Source organism: Rhizobium sp. AAP43, from assembly GCF_001296045.1.
GTDB lineage: Bacteria > Pseudomonadota > Alphaproteobacteria > Rhizobiales > Rhizobiaceae > Allorhizobium.
Genome location: NZ_LJHS01000013.1, coordinates 1 through 2,500, shown reverse-complemented (window position 1 = coordinate 2,500; position 2,500 = coordinate 1). Strand labels below are relative to the sequence as shown.

Below are 2,500 nucleotides of genomic sequence, written 5' to 3'. Positions count from 1 at the left end.
TAGGGGTGAAAGGCCAATCAAACTCGGAAATAGCTGGTTCTCCGCGAAAACTATTTAGGTAGTGCGTCGACCGAATACCCTCGGGGGTAGAGCACTGGATGGGCTATGGGGACTCACCGTCTTACTGATCCTAACCAAACTCCGAATACCGAGGAGTACTAGTCGGCAGACACACGGCGGGTGCTAACGTCCGTCGTGAAGAGGGCAACAACCCTGACCTCCAGCTAAGGTCCCCAAGTCATGGCTAAGTGGGAAAGGATGTGAGGATCCCAAAACAACCAGGATGTTGGCTTAGAAGCAGCCATCATTTAAAGAAAGCGTAACAGCTCACTGGTCTAAATAAGGGTCTTTGCGCCGAAAATGTAACGGGGCTAAAGCCATGCACCGAAGCTGAGGATGTGGATTTATCCACGTGGTAGCGGAGCGTTCCGTAAGCCTGTGAAGGGGTACCTGTGAGGGGCCCTGGAGGTATCGGAAGTGCGAATGTTGACATGAGTAACGATAAAGGGGGTGAGAGACCCCCTCGCCGAAAGACCAAGGGTTCCTGCTTAAAGTTAATCTGAGCAGGGTTAGCCGGCCCCTAAGGCGAGGCAGAAATGCGTAGTCGATGGGAACCACGTTAATATTCGTGGGCCTGGTGGTAGTGACGGATTGCGTAACTTGTTCAGACTTATTGGATTGTCTGGGCGAGGAAGCGGTTCCAGGAAATAGCTCCACCGTATAGACCGTACCCGAAACCGACACAGGTGGTCAGGTAGAGTATACCAAGGCGCTTGAGAGAACTATGTTGAAGGAACTCGGCAAATTGCACGCGTAACTTCGGAAGAAGCGTGACCCCAATGCACGCAAGTGTTTTGGGGTGGCACAGACCAGGGGGTAGCGACTGTTTATCAAAAACACAGGGCTCTGCGAAGTCGCAAGACGACGTATAGGGTCTGACGCCTGCCCGGTGCTGGAAGGTTAAGAGGAGAGGTGCAAGCTTTGAATCGAAGCCCCAGTAAACGGCGGCCGTAACTATAACGGTCCTAAGGTAGCGAAATTCCTTGTCGGGTAAGTTCCGACCTGCACGAATGGCGTAACGACTTCCCCGCTGTCTCCAACATAGACTCAGTGAAATTGAATTCCCCGTGAAGATGCGGGGTTCCTGCGGTCAGACGGAAAGACCCCGTGCACCTTTACTATAGCTTTACACTGGCATTCGTGTCGGCATGTGTAGGATAGGTGGTAGGCTTTGAAGCGGGGACGCCAGTCTTCGTGGAGCCATCCTTGAAATACCACCCTTATCGTCATGGATGTCTAACCGCGGTCCGTCATCCGGATCCGGGACAGTGTATGGTGGGTAGTTTGACTGGGGCGGTCGCCTCCGAAAGAGTAACGGAGGCGCGCGATGGTGGGCTCAGACCGGTCGGAAATCGGTCGTCGAGTGCAATGGCATAAGCCCGCCTGACTGCGAGACTGACAAGTCGAGCAGAGACGAAAGTCGGTCATAGTGATCCGGTGGTCCCGTGTGGAAGGGCCATCGCTCAACGGATAAAAGGTACGCCGGGGATAACAGGCTGATGACCCCCAAGAGTCCATATCGACGGGGTTGTTTGGCACCTCGATGTCGGCTCATCGCATCCTGGGGCTGGAGCAGGTCCCAAGGGTTTGGCTGTTCGCCAATTAAAGCGGTACGTGAGCTGGGTTCAGAACGTCGTGAGACAGTTCGGTCCCTATCTGCCGTGGGTGTAGGAATATTGACAGGATCTGTCCCTAGTACGAGAGGACCGGGATGGACATATCTCTGGTGGACCTGTTGTCGTGCCAACGGCATAGCAGGGTAGCTATATATGGAATGGATAACCGCTGAAGGCATCTAAGCGGGAAACCAACCTGAAAACGAGTATTCCCTATCAGAGCCGTGGAAGACTACCACGTTGATAGGACGGGTGTGGAAGTGCAGTAATGCATGAAGCTTACCGTTACTAATAGCTCGATTGGCTTGATCGTTCTCATTGACCATGCTCATCGGCCCGGACATAACCGGGCGATGATGCCAAAACGTGTTCAGACCAAAAACAGGAATATCCCTGTACCAGCTTCTCACATATTGCCCTTAGCTGACCTGGTGGTTATTGCGGGGTGGCTGCACCCGTTCCCATTCCGAACACGGCCGTGAAACGCCCCTGCGCCAATGGTACTTCGTCTCAAGACGCGGGAGAGTAGGTCGCTGCCAGGTCTGCTAATGGCAATATGTCCGGTACGTTCAAATCAAAACGTCCGAAATCTTCTCAAAACACCATCGGCCCAAGCCGAAAACAACGGGCCGCTTCAAGCGGCCATTTTGTTTGATTACAGACTTCAAGCGTCACAACGAAAGTTCGACGCTCTTGGCGCGGGGTGGAGCAGCCCGGTAGCTCGTCAGGCTCATAACCTGAAGGCCGCAGGTTCAAATCCTGCCCCCGCAACCAAATCCAAACATAAATACGCAAAACCGCCTCCATCCAATGGGGGCGGTTTT

Annotated in this window: 1 tRNA gene and 2 rRNA genes (1 of these 3 cut by a window edge); all 3 read left to right on the top strand. The window is 53.6% G+C overall.

What is annotated here, in order from left to right:
• Positions 1–1,989: ribosomal RNA gene (locus IP76_RS10080) — 23S ribosomal RNA — on the top strand; it begins 810 nt to the left of the window's first position.
• A gap of 114 nt (positions 1,990–2,103) precedes the next feature.
• Positions 2,104–2,218 (top strand): 5S ribosomal RNA (gene rrf, locus IP76_RS10075).
• Between the two features lie 155 nt (positions 2,219–2,373).
• A tRNA-Met gene (locus IP76_RS10070) sits at positions 2,374–2,450 on the top strand.
• Positions 2,451–2,500: the final 50 nt, after the last annotated feature.